The organism is Pseudomonas syringae group sp. J309-1, assembly GCF_032582135.1.
GTDB lineage: Bacteria > Pseudomonadota > Gammaproteobacteria > Pseudomonadales > Pseudomonadaceae > Aquipseudomonas > Aquipseudomonas quasicaspiana.
On sequence record NZ_JAWHNU010000045.1, the window covers coordinates 1 to 21,655 of the forward strand.

The 21,655-nt window shown below is 57.3% G+C and carries 18 protein-coding genes; 6 read left to right on the forward strand and 12 right to left on the reverse strand.

Annotated features, from left to right (window positions below; all coding sequences use genetic code 11):
- Positions 1-100: 100 nt before the first annotated feature.
- Both RX972_RS20900 and RX972_RS20905 read right to left on the reverse strand, forming a co-directional pair.
- The gene (locus RX972_RS20900; RefSeq protein WP_027899425.1) at positions 101-847 is read right to left on the reverse strand and encodes a LytR/AlgR family response regulator transcription factor; all 747 of its coding nucleotides are present in this window, start codon (positions 845-847) and stop codon (positions 101-103) included.
- Positions 844-1,926: a sensor histidine kinase gene (locus RX972_RS20905; protein WP_027899426.1), complete on the reverse strand. Its 1,083-nt coding sequence runs from the start codon at positions 1,924-1,926 to the stop codon at positions 844-846. Before RX972_RS20905 ends, RX972_RS20900 begins: the two co-directional genes overlap by 4 nt.
- A gap of 132 nt (positions 1,927-2,058) precedes the next feature.
- Here RX972_RS20905 and argH point away from each other — a divergent pair, with 132 nt between their 5' ends.
- The 4 genes from argH to RX972_RS20925 all read left to right on the forward strand — a co-directional run bounded on the left by argH (position 2,059) and on the right by RX972_RS20925 (position 7,418).
- On the forward strand, positions 2,059-3,453 hold the full coding sequence (gene argH / locus RX972_RS20910; protein WP_122396899.1) for an argininosuccinate lyase: 1,395 nt from the start codon (positions 2,059-2,061) through the stop codon (positions 3,451-3,453).
- Positions 3,454-3,614: 161 nt separating this feature from the next.
- On the forward strand, positions 3,615-3,890 hold the full coding sequence (locus tag RX972_RS20915; RefSeq protein WP_027899428.1) for a hypothetical protein: 276 nt from the start codon (positions 3,615-3,617) through the stop codon (positions 3,888-3,890).
- Between the two features lie 236 nt (positions 3,891-4,126).
- Positions 4,127-4,375, forward strand: a complete 249-nt coding sequence (locus tag RX972_RS20920) for a TIGR02647 family protein (RefSeq protein WP_099270258.1) — start codon at positions 4,127-4,129, stop codon at positions 4,373-4,375.
- Positions 4,376-4,568: 193 nt separating this feature from the next.
- Positions 4,569-7,418 carry a class I adenylate cyclase gene (locus RX972_RS20925; RefSeq protein WP_316878077.1) on the forward strand — a complete coding sequence of 950 codons (2,850 nt, stop codon included), beginning with the start codon at positions 4,569-4,571 and terminating at the stop codon, positions 7,416-7,418.
- A 173-nt stretch (positions 7,419-7,591) separates the two neighbouring features.
- Here RX972_RS20925 and gltP read toward each other — a convergent pair whose 3' ends face one another.
- The 5 genes from gltP to RX972_RS20950 form a co-directional block, all read right to left on the reverse strand.
- The gene (gene gltP / locus RX972_RS20930; protein ID WP_231677152.1) at positions 7,592-8,932 is read right to left on the reverse strand and encodes a glutamate/aspartate:proton symporter GltP; all 1,341 of its coding nucleotides are present in this window, start codon (positions 8,930-8,932) and stop codon (positions 7,592-7,594) included.
- A gap of 654 nt (positions 8,933-9,586) precedes the next feature.
- Positions 9,587-10,054, reverse strand: coding sequence for an inhibitor of vertebrate lysozyme family protein (locus RX972_RS20935; RefSeq protein WP_316878080.1), 468 nt, complete (start codon positions 10,052-10,054; stop codon positions 9,587-9,589).
- Positions 10,055-10,056: 2 nt separating this feature from the next.
- Entirely contained in the window at positions 10,057-10,221 is a 165-nt protein-coding gene (locus RX972_RS20940; RefSeq protein WP_002555679.1) for a DUF1328 domain-containing protein, read from the reverse strand.
- A gap of 50 nt (positions 10,222-10,271) precedes the next feature.
- The gene (locus RX972_RS20945; protein WP_316878169.1) at positions 10,272-10,568 is read right to left on the reverse strand and encodes a hypothetical protein; all 297 of its coding nucleotides are present in this window, start codon (positions 10,566-10,568) and stop codon (positions 10,272-10,274) included.
- Between the two features lie 225 nt (positions 10,569-10,793).
- Positions 10,794-11,642 carry a BON domain-containing protein gene (locus RX972_RS20950; RefSeq protein ID WP_316878172.1) on the reverse strand — a complete coding sequence of 283 codons (849 nt, stop codon included), beginning with the start codon at positions 11,640-11,642 and terminating at the stop codon, positions 10,794-10,796.
- Positions 11,643-12,032: 390 nt separating this feature from the next.
- On the opposite strand from RX972_RS20950, the gene algB reads away from it, so the two are divergent.
- The gene (gene algB / locus RX972_RS20955) at positions 12,033-13,379 is read left to right on the forward strand and encodes a sigma-54-dependent response regulator transcription factor AlgB (RefSeq protein ID WP_099270254.1); all 1,347 of its coding nucleotides are present in this window, start codon (positions 12,033-12,035) and stop codon (positions 13,377-13,379) included.
- Positions 13,380-13,389: 10 nt separating this feature from the next.
- The gene (locus RX972_RS20960) at positions 13,390-15,177 is read left to right on the forward strand and encodes a KinB sensor domain-containing domain (RefSeq protein WP_122705233.1); all 1,788 of its coding nucleotides are present in this window, start codon (positions 13,390-13,392) and stop codon (positions 15,175-15,177) included.
- Positions 15,178-15,291: 114 nt separating this feature from the next.
- Here RX972_RS20960 and RX972_RS20965 read toward each other — a convergent pair whose 3' ends face one another.
- The 5 genes from RX972_RS20965 to RX972_RS20985 form a co-directional block, all read right to left on the reverse strand.
- Complete coding sequence (locus RX972_RS20965) at positions 15,292-16,911, reverse strand: EAL domain-containing protein (protein ID WP_316878177.1); 1,620 nt, start codon at positions 16,909-16,911, stop codon at positions 15,292-15,294.
- Between the two features lie 89 nt (positions 16,912-17,000).
- Positions 17,001-17,777: an N-acetylmuramoyl-L-alanine amidase gene (locus tag RX972_RS20970; protein WP_027902786.1), complete on the reverse strand. Its 777-nt coding sequence runs from the start codon at positions 17,775-17,777 to the stop codon at positions 17,001-17,003.
- A 79-nt stretch (positions 17,778-17,856) separates the two neighbouring features.
- Positions 17,857-19,941: a diguanylate cyclase gene (locus RX972_RS20975; protein ID WP_316878179.1), complete on the reverse strand. Its 2,085-nt coding sequence runs from the start codon at positions 19,939-19,941 to the stop codon at positions 17,857-17,859.
- Positions 19,938-20,810: an endonuclease/exonuclease/phosphatase family protein gene (locus RX972_RS20980; protein WP_316878181.1), complete on the reverse strand. Its 873-nt coding sequence runs from the start codon at positions 20,808-20,810 to the stop codon at positions 19,938-19,940. The genes RX972_RS20975 and RX972_RS20980 overlap by 4 nt, the downstream gene beginning before the upstream one ends.
- A 12-nt stretch (positions 20,811-20,822) precedes the next feature.
- Entirely contained in the window at positions 20,823-21,455 is a 633-nt protein-coding gene (locus tag RX972_RS20985) for a thiol:disulfide interchange protein DsbA/DsbL (protein ID WP_122705242.1), read from the reverse strand.
- Positions 21,456-21,655 lie beyond the last annotated feature (200 nt).

The following is a 21,655-nucleotide window of genomic DNA, read 5'->3' on the forward strand; positions in this document are numbered from 1 at the left end:
AAACGGCAAAATGCCCCGAACAGGTCGAGGCATTTTTTTGGTTATGCGGTGAGGCTTGGGTTTTCACACAGTCTGCACAGGAATAGCATTTCAATCCGCTTTACAGCTGCTGCATCATCTTGCGCACACCCGCCACATGCCGACGGCTGACGATCAAGGCATCGCCATTGAGGCCTTTGAGGAACAACTGGAAATGCCCCAGAGGCGTGCGTTGCAGACGCTCGATACGTTCACGGGCAACGAGTGCGTTGCGATGGATACGCACAAAACGGTCGCCGAATTCATCTTCGAGTGCCTTCAAAGGCTCATCCAGAAGGACTTCGCCCCCTTCATGGCGCAAGGTGACGTACTTGTGATCAGCGATGAAATAGATCACATGATCCAGCGGGATCAACTCGATACCTTTACGGGTCCGTGCACTGATGTGGCTGCGTGGTCCGTTGCCGCTTTCTGCCGCAGGTCGCGTCATGGCCGCCAACTGCACGCGGTTTGGGCGCTCGGCTTTTCTCAGGGCATCAATCAAATGCTCAGGCCGCACAGGTTTAACCAGGTAGCCGACCGCGCTGACCTGGAAAGCTTCAAGGGCAAATTCGTCGTGCGCAGTACAAAAGACGACAGCAGGCGGGGTTTCCCGCTCGCACAATCTGGCAGCGACTTGCAGGCCATCAATGCCTGGCATGCGGATATCCAGCAAAACGATATCCGGCTTTTGGCTTTCAATCAGCGCCAAGGCTTCTTCGCCATTGGACGCACCGGGTTCCAGAACCCGATAACCCTCAATTTCACTGACCATCCGGCTAAGCCGTTCGCGGGCCAGGGGTTCGTCATCAACGATCAGGACATTCATATAGCTCTGGCTTCCTGCGTGAGTCTCGCACAAGGATAGCGTAGACAGGTGTAGTGACGACCGTCACGGCGCTCCACGCTCAGACTGGCGTGCGGACCAAAAAGTGCCGTGAGGCGCGCACCGATATTTACCAGTGCTTGCTGAGTGCCGTTGGAAGTCTGCCGACTGGCAACTTCGTCATAGGGATTGCTTACACACAATATGAACTCCCCCCTTTCATAATCTGCTTCTACCTTTACGACACCTCCATCGACCCGAGGTGCAATCCCATAAAGCAAAGCGTTTTCGAGTAGTGGCTGCAAGGTTAGCTGGGGAATTGGAAGGTCGTCTGGAATTCCACTGATCACCCAGTCCAACTGTAGACGCTCGCCAAGACGATATTGCTCAATCGATAAATATCGTTTTGCCAACTCAAGCTCATCGCGCCAGGTGACAAGGCTTCCCGGCTTGGCCAGGCTGGCCCGAAAAAGGTCGGAAAGATCCAGCACCGCCTGCTCGGCCTTGACCGGATTGGTCGCCACGAGGCTCGCGATGCTGTTCAGGGTATTAAACAGAAAATGCGGCCGGATACGCGCTTGCAGCGATTCGATGCGCGCACGCAACTCGCCCTGCTGCTGCTTGCGCCACTGACTCTGCAAATAAAAGTAGCGCAGCATCAGGGCCGACATGATCAGCGCGATAAGGCCATAACGTACGTAGCGCTCGACCATCACGCCAAACGTCACTCTGCCGGTCAGTTGGCAAACGTCGGTGACTGCCGTGCAGAGCAGGGTAATCGCCACAACCAGCAAACAACCGAATACCCCCGCACGCCCCGCAGGCAAGCGTGCCAGCCACGGTCGAAGCCCGCACAACAAAGCCGCTGACAAGAGCACAATCCACTGCACGAACAACGACATGAGCGCCAGCCGCACCCAATCAAAGCCCGGACGCATGGGTTCGACCAGCACCAACACCAGAACCAATAATTCGGCGAGCAGGACCAGTACCAACAGCGCTTGCGGAAGGCACAGCTCAGGGAGGAAAAACTCTTTGCCAGGCCCTTTGGGCGAGGGTTGTTTCAATAAGCTATTTCGCATCAGCCCAGTCTCGACTGTGCGGGGCTGTGCGGCAAGCTGCCCGCAAATAAAAAAATGCCAACCTGTTATGATCGCGAGTGCCCGGCGAGCAGACGCGGGCATGTCATTCTTCAGCAGATCACGAGCGAATCCATGAGCACCGACAAGACCAACCAGTCCTGGGGCGGCCGCTTCAGTGAACCCGTCGACGCCTTCGTCGCGCGCTTCACGGCCTCCGTCACCTTCGACCAACGCCTTTATCGCCACGACATCATGGGCTCCATCGCCCACGCGACGATGCTGGCCAAGGTCGGCGTTCTCACCGATGCCGAACGCGACACCATCATTGACGGCTTGAAGACTATCCAGACCGAGATCGAAGCGGGCAGCTTCGAGTGGCGCGTCGATCTGGAAGACGTGCACATGAATATCGAGGCGCGTCTGACTGACCGCATCGGCATCACCGGTAAAAAACTGCACACAGGTCGCAGCCGTAACGACCAGGTGGCAACTGATATCCGCCTGTGGCTGCGTGACGAGATCGACCTGATCCTGTCGGAAATCACTCGCCTGCAACAGGGCCTGCTGGGTCAGGCAGAGCGTGAGTCCGACACCATCATGCCGGGCTTCACCCATTTGCAGACCGCGCAACCGGTCACATTCGGTCACCATATGCTGGCGTGGTTTGAGATGCTCAGTCGCGATTACGAGCGTCTGGTCGACTGCCGCAAGCGCCTGAACCGCATGCCGTTGGGCAGCGCAGCACTGGCCGGTACGACTTACCCGATTGATCGCGAACTGACCTGCAAACTGCTGGGCTTTGACGTCGTCGGCGGTAACTCGCTGGACAGCGTTTCGGATCGTGACTTCGCCATCGAATTCTGCTCGGCCGCCAGCATCGCGATGATGCATTTGTCACGCTTTTCGGAAGAGCTGGTGCTGTGGACCAGCGCCCAGTTCCAGTTCATCGATCTGCCGGATCGTTTCTGCACTGGCAGCTCGATCATGCCGCAGAAGAAAAACCCTGACGTACCGGAACTGGTGCGTGGCAAAAGCGGCCGCGTATTCGGCGCCCTGATGGGCCTGCTGACCTTGATGAAAGGCCAGCCACTGGCCTACAACAAGGACAATCAGGAAGACAAGGAACCGTTGTTCGACGCCGCCGACACGCTGCGCGATTCGTTGCGTGCCTTTGCCGACATGATCCCTGCGATCAAGCCCAAGCACGCCATCATGCGTGAAGCTGCGCTGCGCGGTTTCTCCACGGCGACAGACCTGGCGGACTACCTGGTACGTCGTGGCCTGCCGTTCCGTGATTGCCACGAAATCGTCGGCCATGCGGTGAAATATGGCGTTGAAAGCGGCAAGGACCTGGCTGAAATGAGCCTGGAAGAACTGCGCAAATTCAGCGATCAGATCGAGCAGGACGTGTTTGCCGTACTGACCCTGGAAGGCTCGGTCAACGCCCGTGATCACATCGGCGGCACCGCTCCGGCACAGGTCAAGGCTGCAGTGGTTCGCGGACAGGCGTTACTCGCTGCGCGTTAATCACCTCTCCTTTGTGGGAGCTGAGCTTGCTCGCGATTGGAACGCCGCGGTTTGAAGTAATACCGCGTTATCGTTCATCGCGGGCAGGCCTCGCTCCCACAGGACCGCGGCTAACCATCACATTTATCCGCTCCGACTAAAAATCCTCAAGGAAACACCCCATGACCGACACTCTCGACAACGATGAAGAAGAATTCGCTGAATCGACCCTGGTTCAGGCTATCGAAAATCAGATTGAAAGCGACAACCCTCCTGCCGCCAAAGCGACGTTCAACAAGCTGACGCTGGTGGGCTATGAGCGTGAAGAAATCCTGCAGTTGATGGCCCATGTTCTGGCTATCGAAATTGACGCACTGCTGGAAGAAGACCGCCCATTCAACACCGAATGGTATGAAACCGCCTTGCGTGCCTTGCCTGAGTTACCGCCAGAGGCATGAGCTGACGCGCGCACCGGCCAACTGACGGCCGGTGGCGAAACCTCAGAAAATCAGGCTCGGCAAAATCCCCAGACCAGGTCTACACTGCAAATGCCTCGCTGCCACTAGAACGACGAGGCTTCCACGCCGAGCCGACTTTAACGGTCATCCAGAACCGACGAGCGCAGCACAGACACGTTGATTCCAGGATTCCGCCAGCCAGTGAGGCGTATTACTAGAAAAAGTCTGGAGCACCTATGTCGTATACCCCTGAGCTGGTTGCCGAACTGGAAATCCTCGCACTCTTCAATCTGGGCAATACCCTTGAAGGACTCAAAGTCCATCACGTGGCCGCTCCGACTGCTGTTGCGGCTGCTAAAAGACTCTTCGAAAAAGGCCTGACCACTCAGGTCGATGGCGGATACCTGACCAGTCTCGGACTGGAAGCCGCCGAACATGCCCAGTCCCTGCTGACTATTCTGAACGTTGCCAAACAAGCCGCTTGATCTCCGCCAAGGCCCGCATTCCAAAAAAGGTCTGACGGGCCCTTCATTTATGAAAATCTGCGCCGATAGTAAAAAGTTGGCGCCAGAACAATAAACGGACTGAAAGCTTCAGGCTCTCACGTCGTCCTGCCCGCCGTCTGACTCACTACTTCCACGCCGCCCCTTTCGAGCCCGGCATCCGGTTTGAGTTGCAATGACGCGTAATTCCGAAATCCGTCCTGACCTGGATGAAGGCATCGACCGTAAGGTGCTTTCCCAGCTCCGTAACCGTTTCCTGACCCTGAACAGCGGGCGGCTTGCGCGTGCCCTCGAGGGGCTGTCCACTCGCCAGCAAACCGTATTGAATTTGCTGCCGCTGTTTTTTCACGTTAACCATCCGCTACTGCCCGGTTATGTTTCCGGCAGCACGCCTGCGGGTGTGTCCCAGTACGAGCCCAGTAGCCTGGCGCTGGCCGAAGCCCAACGCCTGACCCGGTCGTTCTCGTACAAAGCCCGGCGTGGCAATGCGCGCAACCCCATTCACGGTCTGTTTCTGATGGGCAGCCTGGGTACCTTCGCGCAAGCTGAAGAAAGCGACATGGATGTCTGGGTTTGTCATGACTCAGAGCTGAACGCAGACGAAGCCGCCGAGCTGCACAAGAAGTGTCAGGCGCTGGAAGTGTGGGCCGCCACTCAGGGTGCAGAAGCGCACTTTTTCCTGATCGACCTGCAGCGTTTCGCTGCAGGTGAGCGCGATACGCAGCTCAGTTCGGACAACTGCGGCAGCACGCAGCACTACCTGTTGCTGGACGAGTTCTACCGCACCGCCATCTGGCTCGCGGGTCGCACGCCCATGTGGTGGCTGGTGCCGAGCTATGAAGAACAGCGCTACGCCGAGTACACCCATACGCTGCTGTCGAAACGCTTTATCCGCGATGATGAAGTGCTCGACCTGGGCCATATGGCGCTTATTCCGCCCGGAGAGTTTCTCGGTGCCGGCCTGTGGCAATTGTTCAAGGGCATCGAGTCACCCTATAAGTCGGTGCTCAAACTGCTGTTGACTGAGGTGTATGCCAGCGAACACCCCAAGGTCCGCTGCCTGAGCCTGCGCTTCAAGAAAGCGGTGTTCGCCAATCGGGTGGATCTGGATGAGCTGGATCCATACATGGTCGTGTATCGGCGTATTGAGGAGTATCTGATCCAGCGCGGCGAACTGGAACGACTGGAGCTGGTACGCCGCAGCCTGTATTTGAAAGTGAATAAAAAACTGACCGGGACTGCGCGGCTGCGCAACACCAGCTGGCAGCGGCAGTTACTGGAACGACTGACGCGGGAGTGGGGCTGGGACGAACGCCAATTACTCCTGCTCGACAGCCGCAGTCAGTGGAAGGTGCGCCAGGTCGCCCATGAGCGCCGCGCACTGGTCAACGAACTCAACTACAGCTATCGCTTTCTGACCCAGCTCGCCCGCCAGCAAAACGTCGCCAGCTCGGCCAACGCCCGGGACCTGAATATACTCGGCCGCAGGTTGTACGCCGCATTCGAGCGCAAGGCAGGCAAAGTCGAGTTCATCAATCCGGGCATCGCTCCCGATCTGGCGGAAGACACGCTGACGCTGGTGCAGTCACCCAATAAGCGCGAGCCGGGTAAAACTCAGTGGGCTCTGTATAACGGCAGTCTGGGCGCTCATGAATGGATCGACTTCTCGCCAATCAAGCGCAGCCGCGAGTTGCTGGAACTGTTGACCTGGTGCCATCGCAACAATGTGATCGACACCACCACGCGGCTGGCACTGCATCCGGGCAGCAGCGACCTGAGCGAATTCGAGCTGTTCAATCTACTCGGGGCGCTGCAACAGCAGATCCCTGTTCCGCTCCAGGTGGTCAGCGAAGAACGCGTGCTGAGCCCTGCGGTACCCAGCGAGATTCTGTTGCTGGTCAACGTCGGGATTGATCCGCTCAGTCACCATCGTGATCTGAACATCCTGATGACCACTGAGCGAACCGATTCGCTGAGTTATGCCGGGGTCAGGGAAAACCTCGTACTGACTCTGGATCAGATCACGCTGAACAGCTGGAACGAAATCCTCGTCAGCCGCTATGACGGCGCTCATGCGCTGCTTGACTGCCTGAGCGAGCTACTCAGTAATTTGCCCGAGGGCGCGGCGCAACCTGTGGTGAGTGTGCGTTGCTTCTGCCACAACCGCGCTCCCGCCATCGCCCAGCGGGTTGAAGAGCTGGTGGCCACCGCGCAACTGCTGCACGCCGCACGCCTGAACCATCGCTACCTGATCCAGGTGCAACAGCAATACCACGTACTGGAAATGGTGCCGACCCAGCCAGTCACTCATGTGGTGATCAATAGTCTTTCGGGACTGTTCGAATATCTGGGTGAAGAGCTACCGCGCTACAGCCCTCTGCACCTGGATCCGCACGCCCTGAGCGATCACGATCTGGCGCTGATCCTTCCCCATGGCCAGCCCGAATGCATTCAAGTGTTTTACAGGGTCAACGAAAATGAGGCCGATCTCTACGCACTCGATGAACACAATGCGCTCTGGCATCAGCGCCTGCCTTATCACGATGAGTTGAGCCTGTTGCAGCCCCTGCAGCGTTTCTTCCAGGCGTTGGTTTATCGCCGTACCGGGATGCTGCCTGTGGGCGATACCACGGCGGTCGCTTTCCTCGAAACGCTTTATTACCAGGTCTTGCCATCTGGCGCAGGGCGAGCCCGACGCATCGAACCACGCAGTGCGCCAACTGCCGCAAGCAAGCCGTTCTACGACGTGCAGGCGATTGTCGAACAGGCATCACCCGGTCAGGTCAGCGTGACGCTGTACTGCGATAACAACGAGTTCTCCGAGCTGGAGCATGGTGATCAGTTGTTCAGCGTCGTGGCCCGACAGATTCTTGAGCGACGCACCGAGCCCGAACGCTATCGCTGCTACATCACCGACCTGGACCTTTCCGGCTTACTGGACGACGCTCGCGGACAAACCATCCTGTACCTGCGCTACAAGGCGCAGCTGGAAAAATCACTCAACGACGCCATGGCACAGGCCTGAACATGTATCGCCTGAAGCACCGCATTCCCGAATGAATTCGGTCCTACCGGTCCTGCGTGAGTTTGAGATCACTAGCAACCTGTGGGAGCCGGGCTTGCCCGCGATTCAGGCGCCGCAGTATGTCCGTTAACCGCGTTGTTCTTATCGCGGGCAGCCCGGCTCCTACACGGCATTTATGCGTTGTTCGACGATACCGGCTCAGCGCCCGGGATCGCTTCCTTGCTGCGCGCGTGCAGCAGGGAATTCCAGTAGCGCTCACCTTTGGCATCGTCATACATGCCTTCCCAACGCGAGATGACCAGTACAGCCAACGCGTTGCCGATCACGTTCAATGCGGTACGCGCCATGTCCATGATGCGGTCGACACCGGCAATGAATGCCAGACCTTCCAGCGGAATACCCACACTGCCCAGCGTCGCAAGCAGCACCACAAAGGAAACGCCTGGCACGCCAGCGATACCTTTGGAGGTCACCATCAATGTCAGAACCAGCATCAACTGTTGGCCGATGGACAGATCAATGCCGTACAACTGAGCAATGAACAACGCCGCGATGCTTTGATAAAGGGTCGAACCGTCGAGGTTGAACGAGTAACCGGTCGGTACCACAAAGCTGCAGATCGCCTTCGGCGCGCCATAGGCCTCCATCTTTCTGATCACGTTCGGCAGGGCGGTTTCGGAGCTGGCGGTGGAGTAGGCAAGGATCAGCTCGTCTTTGAAGATGCGCATCAGCTTGATCACCGAGAAACCGAACAGACGAGCAATCAGGCCAAGCACCACGAACGCGAAGAAGGCGATGGCGAAGTAAACCAGAATCACCAGCTTGGCCAATGGCAGCAGTGAGGCGAAACCGAATTTAGCGACGGTCACAGCGATCAGGGCAAATACACCAATGGGCGCATAGTTCATGATCATGTGAGTGACCTTGAACATGGTTTCCGACACGCCTTGGAATACCTTCAGCACCGGCTCACGCACCTCAGCGTCCAGGCTCGCCAGACCGAGACCGAACATCACCGAAAAGAAGATGATCGGCAACATATCGCCACGGGCAAGGGCCGCAAAGATATTGGAAGGGATCAGGTTCAGGAGCGTGGAGATGAAAGCATGGTCATGCTGCACTTCTGCCGTGGTCGCCATGTACTTCGAGATGTCGTCAGTACCCAGGCTGCTCATGTCGATACCGGTGCCGGGATGGAAAACGTTGGCCAGCACCAGCCCAACCAGAATCGCGATGGTCGTGACGACTTCGAAGTAGAGGATGGTCTTGAGACCAATACGCCCCAGCTTCTTGGCATCGCCAACACCGGCGATCCCTACGACCAACGAGGCAACCACAATCGGTACGACGATCATTTTGATCAGGCGGATAAAGATATCGCCCGCCGGTTGAAGGATGTTACTGATCCACCAGGCCTTCTCTGCACTGAAGTGGTTAAGTAGCGCGCCCAGCGCAATCCCGAGTGTCAGACCGATAAGGATCTGCCATGCCAGGCTCAGCTTTGCCTTCTTCATGTCGTTACCTTTTTTCAAGTGGCTCGCACTTCTCTAAGCACACATGCACGACTTTGCTGATCCACAGCAGCGGCGAGACATCGGTTACCGTTCAGAGCAGTGCCGAGTAGATGCAGCAAGCGAGCATCCGGCTCTTTAGCTGACGAAAAAAGGCGCAACTATTCCCACGCATGGGCGCGACGTCTAATGCCGTAAACGACTACCCCATGCCGAATCGGCATAATGCAAGCGACAGAAAACATGCCTGAAAACGACCAGAACGTACCGCGAATCGGCTCAAAGGTGGCTAATTCGCCCTCTACAGGCCATTCAGAAATTTAAAACAGGAAATCAGCAGGTAAACGGAGGGGATGAAAAGCAGACAATTCGTACAAGATTTGTCGGATGCTCGGACATGCATCTAATGCAAGTTGAAATGATAAAACGCAACGCAAGACAGCCGACCGTTTCCCGAACATTCGAGATTACAATCATGGAATTGCGTCGCGGTTCTTCCTGACCCGGCCCTCGTCGGAAGCACTCCCTGTACTCCTAGGTCACTCCGATCCAAACGATCAAAGCGTCCCGGCCCCCTGGTCATACGCGGTTCTTCTCGAACCGCGTAGCTAAAGAGCACCCCGAACATGAATGCTCTCTGTTCTCGAATACCGTGAATCAGTACCAGTTCGGATCCTTGCGGAGCTGTTCCTGGAGCATGCCTTGCATTCCCTCATCCGGTTCACCCAGATAACGGTAAGTTGCGTGACGTGTCGGCGACTTGTCCGAAGGCAGGCCAGCTGGCACATCTACCAACAATGCATAGGCTTCATCTTTGTCGAGGCTGAACGCCACGAGTAGACGCTGGCTCTTGCAGGTTTCAGCTTTTTCACACAAAGCACCGACCAGATACGGCTTCTTGTCTTCGGTCACAGCGGTCATCTGCTGCTCGCTGGCACCGGAGAGATTGATCACCCAGTCGGGTAAACGCTCCTCCTTCTTGATTACTGAACTCCAGGTAGACCGGTACTCGGGGTCAGATCCCAATAACTGATTGACCCGAGACTGGCCGTCATTGGCAGCCATCGCCATTGCGCTGCCGCCCATTAACAGGGCGGCTGCGATTGAGTGCAGAGACGTGCGCATGTTTAACCTCGGCCGCGACGGCCAAAGAAGAACGAGACCACGAACATAACCAGGAATACGACGAAAAGGATCTTCGCGATACCGGTTGCGGTGCCGGCAATACCACCGAAACCAAGAACGGCGGCGACGATGGCGATGATCAGAAACGTGATTGCCCAACTCAACATGATGACTCTCCTTATCTGCTTTTAATGGATGCTGCTTTTACTGCTGCGGGTCAAAAAACCCAGGTTTGCTGGTGCGGTACTTCACTTGCAGGCGTTTTACGATCAACCGGCGTGAGACTCAGCGCGGTATCGCGAGCCATCGACGCACTGGCGTTGCTGTACGTCTGGCTGTTGTAAGTCTGGCTGTAAGTGAATGGCTGTTTGATTTGTGCAGCTTCGCGGGAATTTTCCCAATGCTGAAACTGCTGGATTGCAATCAGAGTGATCATCAGCGCCAGGCTGGCGAACAAGCCCTGCTGAATATGCAGAGGCGAAATACGCAATTGAGTAAGACGCTGGCGGTTCATCTGGTTGCTCCTGACACCACGTTGGGCTGTCAAACTTGATCTTGTTGCCGGGGTTTTCACGGCTTCTATAAACAAGATATTGCAGCCTGCATGCCAGCTTTCAATTCAATCAAATAACCTTATAAATCAATAACTTAAAAACGCTAAAATAATTATGCTGGTAGCATCCTGCACGATCAGCCCTGCCGGGTCGTGCAGGATGCACGAACGTACTAGCCCAATTGATCAGCCGGTCGTGCGGGCCATCACTTTCAGGGCATCCGCATTCACGCCTTTAACGCCACGGATATTTCGCGCGATCTCGACGGCGAGTTCTTTTTCCGCATAGTTGGCAACGATGCCGTTAAGGCTGACCAGACCGCTTTTGGTGTCGACCTTGATGTTCAGGCCATCCAGATTACGGCTGTAGATCAGGCTGGATTTGACTTTGCTGGTAATCCACACATCACTGATGTCTTCAGTCGGGCTTGTCGCCTGCGGATCAACCCGTGAGGCAATGGAGTCCGCAGCACTGATGCTGATCAAATTATTGACGCTGACCACACCATCGGTGTTGGTCGCAAGGTTACCGGCCACTTCCTTGGCTTCCGGGCTTTGCGCACGACCTTTAAGCGTCACGACACCGTCTTTGGCGTCCACATCAATGTTGAGTGCTTCAGTGACGCTGCTCCAAAGCAGCTTGGACTTCACAGTCGCAGTCAACGTGGCGTCTTCGAATCGCTGCGCCATATTGGCCTTGGTGCCCGGCTCAGCAGCGACATTGGGGTCGATCTCCAGTTGATTGTCGACCTTGTCGATGCCCTTGGTGTCCAGCGCAATGCGTTCGGCCAGTTCACGATCAACCTGGTTTTCTACCTTGCCCTTGAGGACAGCCGTTCCTTGCTCGACGCTGACGTCGATTTTGAACGGACTCAAATGTTTGTTGAGGGCGAATGCGGTCCAGATCGAACCTTCCTGACGCGCTTCGGCGAGCTGGCTGGGCAAATCGCCCTGAGCAGCACTGGCCATCAAAGGGTTCAGGCCCAGCACGGTGATTGTGGCTGTGGCCAGAGCGAGCTTTTTCAGCGGGTGCATGGCAGTTCTCCATCTTCATAGCTGTGTAAGGGTTTCGAGCCAGTCCTCCGGAGATACGTCTCAATTCAGAGGCTTGCCTGTGTCTGATCAGCAAATGACAAGGAAGTGCGGAACGGGATTCGAGCGGCACGCCGTCGTGAATCGCAAATAGCCGCCGCGCAGCATGCAGGAATCGGCAAAACTGGCTCCGTGCAACGTGAAATGCAACTGAAGCCCGCAAGCTTGGCGCGAGGTATACACAGAGATTATTTCTTATAAAAATCAGATATTTATCTCAAAACCACACAGATAACTACCATCCCCCTCGCATAATCAATCAGAATCAACCATGCAACTTGCCCGATTATTCCGACACTAACGCAAGACAATTCATTAAGGAGCGTAGGAAAAATGGAAGCAGCCACTGAGAATCAGGGCCGTATTCTGCTTGTGGATGACGAATCCGCGATCCTTCGCACGTTCCGTTATTGCCTGGAAGATGAGGGCTACAGTGTCGCCACCGCCAACAGCGCATCCCAAGCGGAAACGTTGCTGCAGCGCCAGGTCTTCGACCTGTGCTTTCTGGACTTGCGGTTGGGCGAAGACAACGGCCTCGATGTACTGGCGCAAATGCGCGTTCAAGCCCCGTGGATGCGGGTGGTGATCGTCACCGCTCACTCGGCGGTCGATACAGCAGTCGATGCAATTCAGGCCGGCGCGGCTGACTATCTGGTCAAACCGTGCAGCCCGGATCAACTCCGTCTGGCCACCGCCAAACAGCTGGAAGTTCGCCAGTTGTCAGCCCGGCTGGAAGTACTGGAAGGCGAAATTCGCAAACCCAAGGACGGCCTGGATTCCCACAGCCCTTCGATGATGGCGATTCTGGAGACAGCTCGTCAGGTGGCGACTACTGACGCCAACATTCTTATTCTGGGCGAGTCAGGCACCGGCAAGGGCGAACTGGCCCGCGCTATTCATGGCTGGAGCAAGCGCAACAAGAAATCCTGCGTGACCATCAACTGTCCATCGCTGACGGCCGAGCTGATGGAGAGCGAGCTGTTTGGTCACAGCCGCGGCGCGTTTACGGGCGCGAGCGAGAGCACTTTGGGTCGCGTCAACCAGGCCGACGGGGGGACGCTTTTTCTCGACGAGATCGGCGATTTTCCCCTCACATTGCAGCCAAAACTGCTTCGCTTCATTCAGGACAAAGAATACGAGCGAGTCGGCGATCCGGTGACTCGCCGTGCCGATGTCCGTATTCTTGCGGCCACCAACCTGAACCTTGAAGACATGGTGCGCAATGGTCGCTTCCGTGAAGACCTGCTGTACCGTCTGAACGTGATCACCCTGAATCTCCCCGCGCTGCGCGAGCGTACGGAAGACATCCTGACTCTGGCGGATCGCTTCCTGGCGCGCTTCGTCAAGGATTACGCACGCCCGGCCAGGGGGTTCAGCGATGAAGCCAAAGCCGCGCTGTTGAACTACCGCTGGCCAGGCAACATTCGTGAGCTGCGCAACGTCATCGAACGCGCCAGCATCATTTGCCCGCAAGAGCGGGTTGAAGTGGCTCACCTGGGCATGGCTGAGCAACCCACCAGCAACGCGCCGCGAGTCGGTGCTGCGCTGAGCCTGGATGAACTGGAGAAAGCCCACATCGGCGCAGTCCTCGCGACCAGCGACACCCTCGATCAGGCCGCCAAGACATTGGGCATCGATGCTTCCACGCTGTATCGAAAACGCAAGCAGTACAACCTATGACTAACCCGGCATGAAACTGGCGATGAAGTTACGCACCAGGCTTTTCTTCAGCATTTCGGCGTTGATAACGGTAGCGTTGTTGGGGTTGGTGCTTGGTCTGGTCAGCGTGATGCAGATGGCGAGCTCGCAGGAGTCGTTGATCCAGCAGAATTTCGTGACCCTGGATACCGGGCTGAAGCTGCGGCAAAACCTGGGCGATCAGCTGGTCATGATGCTGAATGAGACGCCCAATGCTGAGCGTCTGGGCAAACTGCAGGATCAATTCCGGGTATTGCTGGAGCAGGGCGTCGAGAACGATGAACGCAACAACGTCGACAATGGCTTCCACGAAGCCAGGGCGGATTATCAGAAATTCGTCGACGCTTACGAAGCATCCCGCCAGTCCGCACGTTCGATGCGCGACAACACGGAACTGACTGAGGCGTTCAACAACCTGCGCAATAACTTGCTGGTCGCCCACCGCCAATCGCTGGACAACATCAGCAAGGTGGAAATCCATTCCCGCGAACGGGCGTTATGGGTTGCAGGTCTGCTTGGGTTGGTAGGCATTGCAGTGCTGTGCATCGGGTTCATTACCGCTCACGGGATCGCTCGTCGCTTCGGCGCCCCCATCGAGGCCTTGGCCAAAGCTGCGGACAGCATCGGCAAGGGCAACTTCGAGGTGACCCTGCCGATTGCTTCAGGCGCTGAAATGAATTTGCTGACGCGACGTTTCGGGATCATGGCCGAAGCGTTACGTCAGCATCAGGTCACTAACGTCGATGAACTGCTGGCGGGTCAGCAGCGTTTGCAGGCTGTGCTGGACAGCATCGACGACGGGTTGTTGATGATCGACCGCCAAGGTCGTCTGGAACACCTCAATCCGGTGGCTCAACGTCAGCTGGGCTGGGAAGAGCCCAAGCTTGGCCAAGGGCTCGGCGCGGCCTTGGAGCGCCCCGAACTGGACGAGCAGTTGTACCTGACCCTGCGCGGCGGAACGCTTGAGCGTGCGCCGGAAGACCTCTCCATTGAGGTCGACGGGGAATCGCGGCTTCTCACCTACAGCCTGACCCCCGTCAGCCACACCAAGGGGCACATTCTTGGGGCGGTAATGGTGCTTCACGATGTTACTGAACAGCGCGCATTCGAGCGTGTACGTAGCGAGTTTGTCTTGCGCGCATCCCATGAGCTGCGCACGCCGGTCACTGGCATGCACATGGCGTTTGGTCTGTTCCGCGAACGGTCAAAATTCCCGCCAGACTCCCGCGAGTCGGACCTGCTCGATACGGTCAACGAAGAAATGCAGCGTTTGATGCAGTTGATCAATGACCTGCTGAACTTCTCTCGTTACCAAAACGGCTTACAGAAGCTCGCGCTGGCACCTGTGTCCATCGAAGACATGCTGGAAGAGGCGCGCCAACGCTTCGAAGAAAAGGCCCACGAGCAAAACATTGTCCTGTCGATCGAGACCCAGGAGCCACTGCCTCGACTGCATGCTGATCGCGCCCAGCTTGAACGGGTGCTGGATAACCTGATGGACAACGCCCTGCGCCATACCCCAGAAAACGGGCTGATACGCCTTCAGGCACGGCGTCACGGCGAACGGGTCATTATTAGCGTGGAAGACAACGGCGAAGGTATCGCCTACGGCCAGCAGGGACGAATATTCGAACCCTTCGTCCAGGTCGGCCGCAAGAAAGGCGGTGCCGGGCTGGGCCTGGCGTTGTGCAAAGAGATCGTGCAACTGCACGGCGGCCGGATGGGCGTCTATTCCAGACCGGGGCAGGGCACCCAGTTTTATATGGCGTTGCCGTTGTAAACCCAACCGGCACCAGGATCAGACCTGTAGGAGCTGCCGAAGGCTGCGATGTGGAGTATCAGGATGAATGCTTTCGCAGCCTTCAGCAGCTCCTACAGGAAATCCATTTCACCGTTACGCCACATCCTCAGCCCGCCGCCCTTCGCTGCGACGGCCGCCTGTGACCAGTTCGCTGAATTTACGAGCGCTTAGCGGTCTGGCGAATAACCAGCCCTGACCGTATTTCACGCCTTCACTCATGAGCAGCCGGGCCTGGGATTCGAACTCGATACCTTCGGCAATCACCCGCAATTGCAGGGCATGGGCCATACGGATGATATGAGGAGCCACGCCGCTGCTGGCGGCATCATGACCCAGGGCATCGATAAATGCTTTGTCGATTTTCAGGCAATCCACGGGCAGTGTTTGCAGATAAGCCAGGCTGCAATATCCCGTGCCGAAGTCATCAATCAACACTTGGTGCCCCTTGTCGCGCAACGCCTGCAAGTGATTGCGGGCGATCACTACGTCGATCAATCCCCGTTCGGTGACTTCAAAGGCAATCTGCCGGGCCGAGACTTTGTGCACCGCCAGTAATCGGGCCGTGACCCGGCCAATTCGCGGAGCCATCACATCACACGCGGCGAGGTTCACCGAGATATAGAGCTGCGGATTGGCTCGCAGCAGAGACCCTAACTGCTCAAGCAACTGCTGCAACACGAAATCCGTAATCTGCCGAATCTGCCCCGTGTTCTCCGCCAACGGAATAAACAGGTCCGGGCTGGTCAGCGTGCCATCCGGCCTGCGCCAGCGAACCAGCGCTTCAGCCCCTACACATAACCGCGAATGTAGATCAAAAATCGGCTGGAAGAGCACTTTTAATTCGCCGCGCCGCAACGCGCCCTGCAGTTCACCCCCTAACGACTGGCGCTGACGAACGAGTTGCAACACCAGCGCGCCGATAAACAATGCAATCAGCAGGCTCGCGGGGACCAGTAACCACCAGGCTCCCGCTACTTTCTGCTGGAGACCGGCGCGGGGCGCAATCATCACCAGTTGATACACGGGGCTCTCAGTCGGCATGCGATAGATCAACAGGGTATCGGTGATTATCAGCTTTTCAGCGCTGTTCGAGGACCAGCGGACGCTGAGCGGCCAGGGTTGATCAGGACCCAGGACAGTGACGGCTTTGACGCCATGATTCAGCACCACCAGCAGACTGCCGCCGGTGGGCAAATCCACCACATCGGTCAGATGCCCCCGGGAGGTCGACACCCTGAAGCCGCCCCGGCCCAGCACCAACGCTGCGAGGTTGTCGTCGGGTTGAGCTGAGGTATTGAGCCAGTAATCGTAGGTGGGGCCGCGAATATCCGGCTTGCGAGGCAGGCCAGGCTGACTGTCCCGCGATCCGCTGGAACACGCTCTGGCATCGCCCACAAACGCAGCTTCATAGATGAATCGATAGCTGGAGGTAACCTGACGCAATCGGTCGATCATGTCCGGATTACAGCGTCGCAGAGGCTGGGCCTCCAGTTGATCAAGACCGGCACGCAGTTGGCCAAACAGCTGCTCCAGGCGCACCAGAAAGCGCCCGCCCTGAGTATTCATCTGTTCGCTTTCGTTCTGTCGTGCCTGATGCAAAGCCAATGCAAAGCTGCCCGCCAACAACACGGCAGCACTCATCAAGGCGGCGAGCAAAGCCATCAGCCAAGGACGATACAGGGTCGTGCGAAAGGGTGTTGCCGCATCGCGCATCAGTTGATACCCGGAGGAATACCCCTAGGTATAGCAACAAACGCGAAAATAGCCCGCTGGATTGGAGTTGCGGCAACGAATTGGCGAAATCAGCGCTGGCGGTTGAGCACTTTCAGGATAGCGGCGCTCTGCACATCTGGCTGTCCGTCGAAACGCGCGGGTCGGTAATGCATCTGAAAAGCGGCCAGAACATCCCGCGTGGCAACATCCAGTTCACCCGTCTGCGGTACGGTGTAGCCAACGCGAGCAAGCTGCTGCTGAAACCAGGCGATGTCCGGCACGCTATCGAGCATAAGTGCCTGCTGTTCGGCCACCAGACGCTCGTCCGGCCAGACACCCAGCCCAGCCTCGGCCAGTCGTTTCCAAGGAAACAGCGGCCCCGGATCCAGCTTGCGCGCCGGCGCGATATCGCTATGACCGATGATGTGCCGCGGGTCGATATGGTTACGCTTGACGATGTCTTTGAGCAGCACGATCAGCGCCTGAATCTGCCCTTCCGTATACGGATACCAAAGTCTGCCCGTCGGTGTATCGCGGTAACCAGGATTGACGATTTCGATACCAATCGATGCAGAGTTGAGCCAGGTGCGCCCATCCCACTCACTTTCACCGGCGTGCCAGGCCCGGGCGCTCTCGTCGACGAGCTTGTAGATGGTCGGCGGCGTATCACCAATCAGGTAGTGCGCACTGACCTCGCCGTGAGTGAGCAACTCAAGGGAACGCTCAAGCGTCGCAGAGGTGTAATGCACCACGACAAACTGCACACGGTTATCGTAGTTCACCGACGGGTGACTGGTGTCGAGTCGCGGTCCGCTGGTGCAGGCCGTCAACGTAATGAGCAGCAGGGCAGATAAAAACAGCTTCATGAAAACCTGAACATAGAGACAAGAAAGTGGGGAGCATAGCGCACTGCAGTGCAATCGCTTACTGCTGTCGAGTCATCGGTCAACCTTGCTCAACTCTGTTGCGGCCGTTTTCCTTGGCGCGGTACAAGGCCTGATCAGCGCGCTTGAGCGCTACATCACTGCGCTCGCCGGGGCGTAACGCTGTCACGCCCGTGGACACGGTGATGGTGACCGGTTCGCTCTTGAAGTGAAACGGGCACTCCTCAACCGCCGTCCGCAGTTTCTCGAGTAAAGCCAGGCCTGCTGTCACCTGAGTCGCAGGCAAGAGGATCACAAACTCCTCACCACCGAAGCGCGCAATGAAATCCGTCGGGCGTAGCTGCTTCTTCACAACCTTGGCAACAATCTTGAGAACCCGGTCGCCGGCCAGATGCCCGTAGCCATCGTTGATACGCTTGAAGTGATCCAGATCCAGAATACACACCAACAGGTTGGTCTTGTTCTTCTGCCAGACAGCCATTTCATGCCCAAGGCGTTCTTCCCAGGCGGCCCGATTGGGCAAGCCGGTCAATGGATCGATCAGTGCCTTTTGCCGCTGCTCTTCAAGATTGGCCCTGAAGCCCAGCGCCTCCTGCTCCATGGTCGCCACCCGGCTCGCCAGGCCTTGGAGGCGCGCCGCAACGTCCTGCTCACGCTCGTCGCGGGTCTTCTGATGTTGATCCATGGTGCCCAGAAGACCTTCCAGGCGGTTCTCCAGTACCTTTTTCAGGCTCGGCAAATCGGCGGCGTCCTGGACGCTGCTTTGCAAGCCGTCCACTTGCAGACGCAGCTCATTGTTCAACTCACGCGAGGCGGTCTGCTGGCCCACGTAGTCTTCGCTGGCGGCCTGAAGATTGCTCTGGAATGACTCGAGCCTTTCATTGAGCTGCTTTAGATAAATCTCGAACTCATGCTGACCACTGTCCGTGATCGCCAGCATCAAAACGGCAAGATCATCGAGAATGGGCAGCAATTCGTACCAGTTAAGGCCATGTTCGAGGCGCAAGCGCATCGCCTCGGCTTGAGGCCGATGGTGCTCCGGCAGGGTCAGATCGTTGAGCAGGCCCAACAGGGTGTGTTCGATATGCGCAGCCACGGAGCTGTAGCTAGGCTCGGGAGAGCTGGGCAGCGCGTAGGTTGATTCTTCTTCGCCAGACTCTGCTTCTTGCGGCAACTCATAGTCTTCGCCGACAGCGCTGACCGGCTCTGACACGTATTCGTAGGGCACAACCGGGATTGGGGCGAGCAAATCCTCAATCGGGATGGATTCAGTGACTGACGCAACCAGTGGAACAGCGATAGGCTCGACAATGACGTCGGCTTCATGGCCAGGAGCCGGGATCGCGGGCTCGGACACTTCGAGCACGGGCTCGACGTTGGGAGTCTGCACGTCTGGCGGCGGGGCTGCTGGTTCTGGCGGCAGTTGCGGAGTTTTCGGAGGAGCAGGGACCGCTGCAGCAGGCGCAACAACAGCTGGCGACGTAGCTAGATCGACTGGTTTGGGCGGTTCGTCAGGCTCGTCCCACTCATCGACCTCGGTTGAATCAGTCGCACGCTCAAGCATGACTTCCGGAACAGCGGCTGCGGTATCACTGGCGTCCTTAGCCGGAGCATCCCCCGTTTCATGCCCACCAAACAGACGCTGCAGCAACCCCGGCCGGTGCGGCTCTTCAGGCCGTTCAATCACCGTCAGCGCCTGGCCCTGCAGGCCGCTTAGCTCACCGAGCAACAGTGGCAGTTCCCGCACTTGCGAGGCGCGCTCCTCAAGGTCTTTGGCGAAACGCTTGAGCGGCTTGCGTACGTCCTTGGGCAATTGCAGGGACTGTAACTGCGTGACCAGCGACACCAAGGCGCTACTGACCTGTGCAGCGCGCTCTTCGCGGCGCTGCTCGGAATCCAGTACCGCTTTCTCCAGCTTTGGAATCAACGCTGCAAGGCCCGCGTCCATGTCGTCCTTACGGACGATTTCGCGCATTTCCTTCATGCATTGGTCGACAGCCCGGTCCGACCCTTCGGCCGCCAGACTGCTGCGCACCAGACCACGGCGCAGCAAGTCGAGACGGGCATTCCAGCGTTTTTCGAGCTTGTCTTGCTGTTCGACGCCTTTGAGGTATTTCTCTCGCCAGCGTTCGGCTTCGTCGCTCATTCAGAAGATCCGCGATGACTGATAACGGGCAGCGAGTCGCCGCCCAATGAAGCAGGCAGGCGGATCTCCACTGCAACGGGCAAATGATCAGAGATTGGCTGAGCCAATACCTGAACCCGTTCCAGAGTGAGTGTAGGACTGAGCAGAATATGATCAAGGCAGCGTTGCGGTCGCCAACTGGGAAAAGTCGCTTCAATTTGCGGAGCAAGGAGACCCAGGTCACGTAATGGAGATTTTTCCAGCAGGTCGAGGGCGTGGGTGTTCATGTCACCCATCAGTACCTGATGACGGTAACCACCGATCAATTCACGGATATAGGCCAATTGCCGGGTACGGGTGCGTGCGCCAAGTGCCAGGTGCATGATCACTACGACCAGCGCATCCTCACCTTCGCCAAAACGAACCAGAATCGCGCCGCGCCCGGCAGGCCCGGGCAGCGGGTGATCCTCGATCGCCCACGGTCGCAGGCGGCTAAGCACGCCATTGCTGTGCTGACCCAGACGACCCAGGTTGCGATTGAGTTGCTGATACCAGTAAGGAAAGGCACCGAGCTGAGCAAGGTGCTCGACCTGATTGACGTAGCCGGAGCGCAAACTGCCGCCATCGGCTTCCTGCAAGGCAACCAGATCGAAGTCGCCCAGCAAGTCACCTATCTTCTTCAGGTTACTGGCCCGCCCCACGTGCGGCAGCAAATGCTGCCAGCTGCGCGTGACGTAATGACCATAGCGGCCGGTGCTGATCCCGACCTGGATGTTGAAGCTAAGCAAGCGGAGCCGACCGTCCGCCGGCAGACCACTTGCCTGTAGATGATCCTCGTTGACCCGCGGATCATGCAGGCCAACACTTCTTACTGCTTTCTTGCGCAGCATGGCAGGCGCTGCTTACTTGGCCGCTCGCTCTTTTTCGATGAGCTGATCAGCCACTTGCAGGGTTTGCTCCGGACCACCGGCAGAACCCAGGTCGAAACGGTATTTGCCGTTGACGATCATGGTCGGTACGCCCGTGATTTCATACTTCTTGGCCAGTTCCTTGTACTGGGCGATCTTGCCCTTTACAGCGAACGAGTCGAAGGTCTTCAGGAACTCTTCCTTGTCGACCCCTTGGGTAGCGACGAATTCGGCCATGTCGTTCTTGTCGGTCAGACGCTTGCCGCCTTTCTGGATCGCATCGAATACTGCGGCGTGAACCTTGTGCTCTACGCCCATGGTGTCCAGGGTGATGAACAGTTGGCCGTGGGCGTCCCAAGGGCCGCCGAACATGGCAGGAATACGGACAAAGTGAACGTCAGCAGGCAGCTTCTCGACCCATGGGTTGATGGTCGGCTCAAATGCGTAGCAGTGCGGGCAGCCGTACCAGAACATTTCTACAACTTCGATCTTGCCTGGCTCGGAAACAGGAACAGCGCTGCTCAGCACGGTGTACTGCTTACCGGCTTCGATAGGCTCGGCAGCGTGTGCCGTGATACCGAAAATACTGGCGGCAACCAGTGCGGCGCTGAGAATCAGATTACGCATGCTTTACTCCTGAGGCTGATTTGAGGGCCTTGCAACGACCGGACTTCGACCGGCTGACAAGACACGAGTTCGCTAGTGTAACGCTGGCAACACCAAAAAAGGGTAGCCGAAGCTACCCTTTTTTTGAGTTGGAATGCGTTGGAGCGAGGCTTGCACGCGAAGAACTGTAACGCGGTGTATCTGCCCTGCGCGGTGATTGG

Bases quoted from the DNA above. Each gene is read 5' to 3' on its own strand.
- RX972_RS20940 (WP_002555679.1), bottom strand. From the start codon at position 10,221: ATGTTGAGTTGGGCAATCACGTTTCTGATCATCGCCATCGTCGCCGCC.
- RX972_RS20960 (WP_122705233.1), top strand. From the start codon at position 13,390: ATGAAACTGGCGATGAAGTTACGCACCAGGCTTTTCTTCAGCATTTCG.
- RX972_RS20915 (WP_027899428.1), top strand. From the start codon at position 3,615: ATGACCGACACTCTCGACAACGATGAAGAAGAATTCGCTGAATCGACC.
- RX972_RS20950 (WP_316878172.1), bottom strand. From the start codon at position 11,642: ATGCACCCGCTGAAAAAGCTCGCTCTGGCCACAGCCACAATCACCGTG.
- RX972_RS20905 (WP_027899426.1), bottom strand. From the start codon at position 1,926: ATGCGAAATAGCTTATTGAAACAACCCTCGCCCAAAGGGCCTGGCAAA.
- RX972_RS20925 (WP_316878077.1), top strand. From the start codon at position 4,569: ATGACGCGTAATTCCGAAATCCGTCCTGACCTGGATGAAGGCATCGAC.
- RX972_RS20980 (WP_316878181.1), bottom strand. From the start codon at position 20,810: ATGCTGCGCAAGAAAGCAGTAAGAAGTGTTGGCCTGCATGATCCGCGG.
- RX972_RS20965 (WP_316878177.1), bottom strand. From the start codon at position 16,911: ATGCGCGATGCGGCAACACCCTTTCGCACGACCCTGTATCGTCCTTGG.
- algB (WP_099270254.1), top strand. From the start codon at position 12,033: ATGGAAGCAGCCACTGAGAATCAGGGCCGTATTCTGCTTGTGGATGAC.
- RX972_RS20935 (WP_316878080.1), bottom strand. From the start codon at position 10,054: ATGCGCACGTCTCTGCACTCAATCGCAGCCGCCCTGTTAATGGGCGGC.
- RX972_RS20970 (WP_027902786.1), bottom strand. From the start codon at position 17,777: ATGAAGCTGTTTTTATCTGCCCTGCTGCTCATTACGTTGACGGCCTGC.
- RX972_RS20945 (WP_316878169.1), bottom strand. From the start codon at position 10,568: ATGAACCGCCAGCGTCTTACTCAATTGCGTATTTCGCCTCTGCATATT.
- gltP (WP_231677152.1), bottom strand. From the start codon at position 8,932: ATGAAGAAGGCAAAGCTGAGCCTGGCATGGCAGATCCTTATCGGTCTG.
- RX972_RS20985 (WP_122705242.1), bottom strand. From the start codon at position 21,455: ATGCGTAATCTGATTCTCAGCGCCGCACTGGTTGCCGCCAGTATTTTC.
- RX972_RS20920 (WP_099270258.1), top strand. From the start codon at position 4,127: ATGTCGTATACCCCTGAGCTGGTTGCCGAACTGGAAATCCTCGCACTC.
- RX972_RS20900 (WP_027899425.1), bottom strand. From the start codon at position 847: ATGAATGTCCTGATCGTTGATGACGAACCCCTGGCCCGCGAACGGCTT.
- argH (WP_122396899.1), top strand. From the start codon at position 2,059: ATGAGCACCGACAAGACCAACCAGTCCTGGGGCGGCCGCTTCAGTGAA.
- RX972_RS20975 (WP_316878179.1), bottom strand. From the start codon at position 19,941: ATGAGCGACGAAGCCGAACGCTGGCGAGAGAAATACCTCAAAGGCGTC.